The following is a 6639-nucleotide window of genomic DNA, read 5'->3' as shown; positions in this document are numbered from 1 at the left end:
CATCGCCCGTTCTTATAGAGGGGAGGGGATATCTATGATTTTAGATAATCCGAATATATATGAAAGCCCAAAAGGCTTGTTAACCCTTTCATATATATAAGATATCATATCTTTTTGAAGAAACCATGGACAAAAACCGTCAATTCCATTAAGAAACTCTATACAGAATCTTAACACCTATCATTGCCACAAAATAAGCCCCGAAAATCAGCTTCAGCCCAATAAAAAAGCCTGTTATAAGACTTCCCTATACACAGGCTTTTTTCCATTGAGACATGATTCCCTCTAAAAATTTCTTCTAGAACAAAACTGGTCTTTCTGTTACTTACTTAGCAGCTCAACGCCCTTTTTCAAACGGCGAATGCTTTCTTCTTTTCCCAAAATATCTGCCAACTCTATAGCACCACCTGGGGAAGTGGGCTCGCCAGAAAGAGCAGTTCTTACAGGCCATAATAACTGGCCATTTTTAATACCCAACTGGCCAACCAAGGCAATCAATCTGTCGTGGATTGCTATTTCATTCCAATCTGCCAATTCCTCCATAACTGGAATTGCTGCCTGCAAGCTTGCCAAAGCAATAGCATCGTCTGTCTTCATCTTCTTATGGGTATATAATTCGGTGCCATATTCAGGCAAAACTTTGAAAAATTCCACCAAAGCTGGAATATCATTTAGGGTTTCCAATCGCTTTTGCAACAGAGCTGCAATTTTTCTCAAATCCAACTGGGTTTCACCCAACGCCTCTTTTAGTTTAGGCTCTGCCAAAGCAAAGAACTTTTCAAATTCCATAGCTTTCATATATTCCCCATTCATCCATGTCAATTTTTTAATATCAAAAATAGATGGGGATTTGCTTAAACCAGCAATATCAAATTTCTCTTCCAACTCTTTCAGTGTGAAAATTTCTGTATTATCAGATGGACTCCAGCCTAACAGCGCTATATAGTTCACAATAGCCTCTACCAAATAACCCTCTCTCACTAAGTCTTCAAAAGACTTATCCCCATGGCGTTTAGAAAGCTTATGATGAGCATCACGCATAACAGCAGGCAAATGCACATATACAGGGGCATCCCAGCCAAAGGCCTTATACAGCAAATTATACTTAGGTGTGGAAGATAAATATTCGCTACCTCTTACGACATGGGTGATTTCCATAAGGTGGTCATCCACAACATTGGCAAAGTTATAGGTAGGGAAACCATCGGCTTTCATCAAAATTTGGTCATCCAGCTCTTTATTTTCTACTGTAATTTCACCATAAACCACATCGCTAAAAGTAGTCGTACCCTCATCCGGCATTTTCTGACGAATAACATATGGCACTCCAGCCTCCAACTTTGCCTGCACCTCTTCTTTAGCCAAATGGTAGCAGTGGCGGTCATACTTTGCAAAAGCAGCACCCTCGCCGTTGCTTTCTTTAAGCGATTCTAATCTTTCCTTTGTACAGAAGCAATAATATGCCTCTCCCTTTTCTACCAATTCCTTTGCATAGTCCATGTACATTCCCATTCTTTCACTTTGTACATATGGGCCATAAGCACCACCAACGTCAGGACCTTCATCGTGATGCAAACCTGTCACTTTTAAGGTGTTATAAATAATCTCGGTTGCCCCCTCAACAAGACGTTCCTGGTCTGTATCCTCAATACGTAAAATAAATTTACCACCCCGAGATTTTGCAATTAAATATTCATATAACGCCGTACGCAAGTTACCGATATGCATATAACCGGTAGGGCTAGGCGCAAATCTTGTTCTAATTTCCATTTTCGATACTTCCTTTCACATAAATAATCTGGCAAATCAAACAATACTCATTATAGTTTATACGCAAACTTGTCCGCTGTAAAGCCCTTTTTCCTTAGGGTTTAAAGCATAGTAGACCCATATAACCCTAAGCTATATTTTAGAAATTCCTTCCCATCTGCTTTGTTTCACCAACCAATAAAACATTTCAATCTTGTTACTAACCTGAAAGGATCTCTTTCCTTTACCCCAAATCCACACTTTTGTCGCAACCTAAAGTAGTTTATCCAGAATATGAATTTTTCCAACAAAAAAGGAGAGGCCATAAGCCCCCCCCGTTTCATATATTATAAAGTTTTTGCGTTGTTTTGTTCCATAGATGGAGTTACTTTTTTAACTTTAATCATGAACAGACCTAAACATACAACTGCAAATACAATACCTGCAGGGTAAGAAATTGCAGCACTCAATTTAAATCCTTCAGGAGCCATCAAGATATAAGTACAGCTTACTGCGGACATAAATGTTGCAGGAATTGCCGCAATCCAAGGTAACACTTCATTTTTACGAAGATAAGCTGCCGCTGCCCAAAGAGCAATCATAGCCAATGTTTGGTTACTCCAAGAGAAATATCTCCAAATAATTGTAACATCAACCTGAGAAAGGAGTGCACCAATTGCTAACAGAGGAACTGTAATTGCCAGTCTAGTCTTAATTTTCTGCTGGTCAATTTTAAACCAATCAGAAAGAACCAAACGTGCACTTCTAAATGCTGTATCGCCAGAAGAGATAGGACAAGCAATAACACCAATCATTGCAATCACTGCACCTGCAGGTCCAAGAAGAGTGTTGCAAATTTCATATACTACGCCACCCTGTCCGCCAAGTCTTGCAATTGCCTCCTGTAGGCCGCCTGTGCTCTGATAGAACGCAACACCTGCCGCCGCCCAGATCAAAGCGATAACGCCCTCTGCTACCATTGCACCGTAAAAAATCCTCTTGCCATCTTTTTCATGCTCCATACAACGAGCCATCAAAGGAGACTGTGTAGAGTGGAAACCGGAAATAGCACCACAAGCTACAGTAACGAACATGAAAGGCCATATTGCCTGGCCATTAGGATGAAGATTAGAGAAACTAATTTCTGGAATTGTATATCCTTGAATAATGATACCGCTTGCTACGCCAATTGCCATAATAATAAGACAAATACCGAAAATAGGGTAAATTTTACCAATTAACTTATCAATAGGAACCAAGGTTGCCAAGAAATAATAAGCGATTACCACTACCAACCAAAATTTTGCGTTTAATGCATCAGGTGTCAGCATTGCCAACAAAGATGCAGGACCTGTTGCAAAAACAGTACCTACTAAAACGAGTAAAACAACAGAAAAAATACGCATTACTGTTTTCATAAAGGGTCCAAGATAGATACCAACAATCTCGGAAATACTAGTGCCTTTATGACGCATGGAAATCATACCTGAGAGATAATCATGCACCCCACCAGCAAAAATTGTACCGAAAGTAATCCACAAGAATACCGACGGTCCCCACAATGCACCTGCAATTGCTCCGTAAATTGGCCCCAATCCAGCAATGTTTAACAACTGAATCAAGAAAACTTTTGGAGTGCTCATTACTACGTAGTCTGTTCCATCTGCCATTGTTGTTGCTGGGGTAGGTCTGTCGTCAGGTTTGAATGTTCTTTCAACAAAGGTACCATACAGCATATACCCGCCGATAAGAATTGCAAGACATACGAAGAAACTAATCATAACTTATCCTTCCCTTCCTTTTAGATATAGATATTTTATAAGTTCTTCTGTCCATCTGGACAGGACTTGCGCCGTCTGTTTTGCAGGCGGCATAAGCAACATATTCCATTGGAAATATGTTTATAGGTAAAGAATATCGTAAATTCAGGTATTTGTACTGTTTTTTAGTATCACTGGTTATAATTGAAGTATCAAATGTCAAAATCCCTGTGCAAAATGTATCCATATTTTAATGCTTTCTTAATCATTTCCCAAAAATATTATAAAAATTTTCCACTTTCCGCTATTTCTTATATCTTTTCAAAGTACAAAAAGTAGTAATTTGCTATTGTCATCCATTGGCATGGTAATCCAAAAGTATTTGAAGTGTTCCTATATTGTTGAACCTATTAATTCTTATCGCACTTTCATTTTGTTTCTCACTGAAAGACAAAAGAGCCATGTCTTTTTATAAAACATGGCTCTTTTTGTCTTACTTAAAAAACTGTTTCCCATTCATTTCCTATTCCATAAAAAAATAACTCTGGCTCAACCAGCGACAAATTAATCACATGCTAAAAAGATGCTTTAGCTCTTTAATCTGATTTCTACCCACTGTCAAAATCTCTTTTTCATACCCCTGCATCTTGACGCAAGTGGTGTTATTGAACCATGGATAAATTTCAATCACAAACTTCAAATTGATCAAATAGCTTTTATGGATTCGAAAAAAACCACTTTCCTTTAACCTTTCTTCAAAAGAATTCATAGAACTAGATGTGGTGTAGGATTTCGTCTTTGTATGCACAATACAAGCACGATTGCCTGTCTCGATGTATACAATATCCGAAATATCTACTAAAATCATTTTTTTATCACAATTTATAGATATTTTTGAAATTGTTGTTTTTTCGTCCTCTCGGATGCCCTCTTTACCCCCACAGGCAACCTCCCTTTTTTTCATATAGCGACGTATGGTCTGTTCCATCCGTTTTGGATCAAAAGGCTTTAAAATATAGTTTAACGCATCAATGTCAAATGCCTTTTCTGCATAATTGTTATATGCTGTGGCAAATACAATTTCCACCTTAGGCTGAGCTTTTTTCGCCATGGCCGCCAGCGTTGTGCCATCCACATCACCAAGATTAATATCCATAAAAATCAAATCAAAATCTTCTTCCAAAAATAATTTCATGGCTTCTTCCCCAGAACTAGCCTCAAAAATTTCCGCATCTTGCAAGTAGTCAGTAATCAAATGTTTTAACTCACTTCTGGATGGCCTTTCATCATCCACAATTGCTATCTTCATCCTTTTCTTCCTCCTTGTCCAATGGAATTCTTATGATGATTTCAGTCCCTAATGTTGAAGTTCTAATATCCAAAGCATATTTTTGTCCGTAAATACTTCTTAGTCTTTTATCCACATTACAGAGTCCCACTTTACAGCTATCTAATGTATCGTTATGCAGGGCTTCAATAATTTCTTGAGAAATTCCATACCCTGAATCCTTCACAGAAATGGTTACCAAGTCAATTGTTTGCCTTGCCTTAATTTCAACCTTACCAGTGCTGCGTTTCATTGCTCCGTGTTTTACTGCATTCTCTACGATAGGCTGTAATATAAAACTGGGAACTTTACAGCACAAATCCCTAGGTACATCAATCACCAATGTGAGCCTATCATCAAATCGGGCTTTTTCTAATTGCAAATAAGAATCCACATGGGCAAATTCATCATAAATGTCAATCATATATTGATTCGTGTTCAAGGTATTTCTAAAATAGGTGCTAAGGGCGATTAATAATTCCCTTGCCTTATCCGGCTTTTCCCGACAAAAAGAAGTAATCGTGTTTAGGGCGTTAAATAAAAAGTGGGGATTGATTTGGGATTGCAATGCCTTAAACTCAGCTTTTTGCAATAATTCCCGCTGTTTCTGTGCCTCTGCCAATTCAAGCTGGGTGGAAAATAATTTAGACAATCCATCTACAAAGTCTATATCTGTTTGGGTGGATAATTTAAATTTTTTCGTAAAAACCAAAACTGTTCCTACTACACTACCTTTACTATATAGGGGTGCCCCAACAATCGTAAACTTCTTCAGCTGTTCGTAAAAAACATCATCTTCTGCTGATGATTCGGCAATACTAACTGCACCCTCTTTGATAACCGTTTGAACAATTTGTGGCAGACCAATTTCTTTAAAATCTTTTCTTAAGGGCACCACATCACACTCATAACTTAGTATTTTTTCCCTGTCGGTGATGACAACTCCGCCATCTTTCGAATTTTCCAAAATCATTTTGGATACTGCATTCATATTATCTTTATCATACATTCCCTTTCGCAAAAAAGGCAGACACCGCTCCGATATATCGAAGGCAAGCTTAATTCTTTTAGCAGACTCATTATCCTGCTCAATGAAAATAGAGTTAAACACAGATATAAAAATAACCATACCCGTAGAGTTAAAAAGAATCATTGGAAACGCAATTATTTTTACCACAGCCAAGGCATCAGCATAAGGCTTTGCTACCAAAAGAATAATTACCATTTGAAATACCTCTGCCAACGCTGCCAATAAAAAAATAGCACTTTTATTCCAGTTATTTTTTTTTAGATATTTGGACGCCAGCACACCAATAATTCCTTCTATAAAAGTAGATATGGCACAAGCTGCTGCTGTGAATCCACCCACATCAAAAAAATAGCGGTGTAGTCCCCCTATAAGAGCTGCCCCCATACCCACAACAGGCCCGCCAATAATACCACCGGACATTACTCCAATCACTCGGGTATTCACAATTGCGCCATTTACGTTTATCCCTGTATAGGTTGATAAAATACTAATTAAGCCAAAGATGACTGCTAACAAAATTCCTGATTTGAAATCAGTTTTATAGGCAAACAGAAACTGCTTGACAAAAGTAGTTTTTGTTAGAAGTTGCGCAATAATTACTAACATGGATAAATTCAAGAGCAAATTTTTAAAAATATCAATAGTCATTTCCTTACCTCATTATATGTTACATTTTATTGCTATTAGGATACTACAACCCCGCAAGGAGGTCAACCTAGGGGGGTATCATTTATTTCATTTTCCAATAAATTTATCAAATAGTTTTGTATGTT

4 protein-coding genes are annotated in these 6639 nt (G+C 37.8%); all 4 read right to left on the bottom strand.

Features of this window, described 5'->3' with window-relative positions:
- Window positions 1-321: 321 nt before the first annotated feature.
- Window positions 322-1770, bottom strand: coding sequence for a glutamate--tRNA ligase (gene gltX, locus ABVZ64_RS04995; protein WP_352399951.1), 1449 nt, complete (start codon window positions 1768-1770; stop codon window positions 322-324).
- Window positions 1771-2096: 326 nt separating this feature from the next.
- A complete protein-coding gene (locus ABVZ64_RS04990) occupies window positions 2097-3530 on the bottom strand; it encodes a carbon starvation CstA family protein (RefSeq protein ID WP_352399950.1) in 1434 nt (477 codons plus the stop codon).
- Between the two features lie 547 nt (window positions 3531-4077).
- Window positions 4078-4818, bottom strand: coding sequence for a LytR/AlgR family response regulator transcription factor (locus ABVZ64_RS04985; protein ID WP_352399949.1), 741 nt, complete (start codon window positions 4816-4818; stop codon window positions 4078-4080).
- On the bottom strand, window positions 4796-6514 hold the full coding sequence (locus tag ABVZ64_RS04980; protein ID WP_352399948.1) for a LytS/YhcK type 5TM receptor domain-containing protein: 1719 nt from the start codon (window positions 6512-6514) through the stop codon (window positions 4796-4798). The genes ABVZ64_RS04985 and ABVZ64_RS04980 overlap by 23 nt, the downstream gene beginning before the upstream one ends.
- Window positions 6515-6639: the final 125 nt, after the last annotated feature.

The organism is Anaerotignum sp. (assembly GCF_040307045.1).
Taxonomy (GTDB): domain Bacteria; phylum Bacillota; class Clostridia; order Lachnospirales; family Anaerotignaceae; genus Chakrabartyella.
This window is presented reverse-complemented; position numbering and strand designations above follow the sequence as displayed.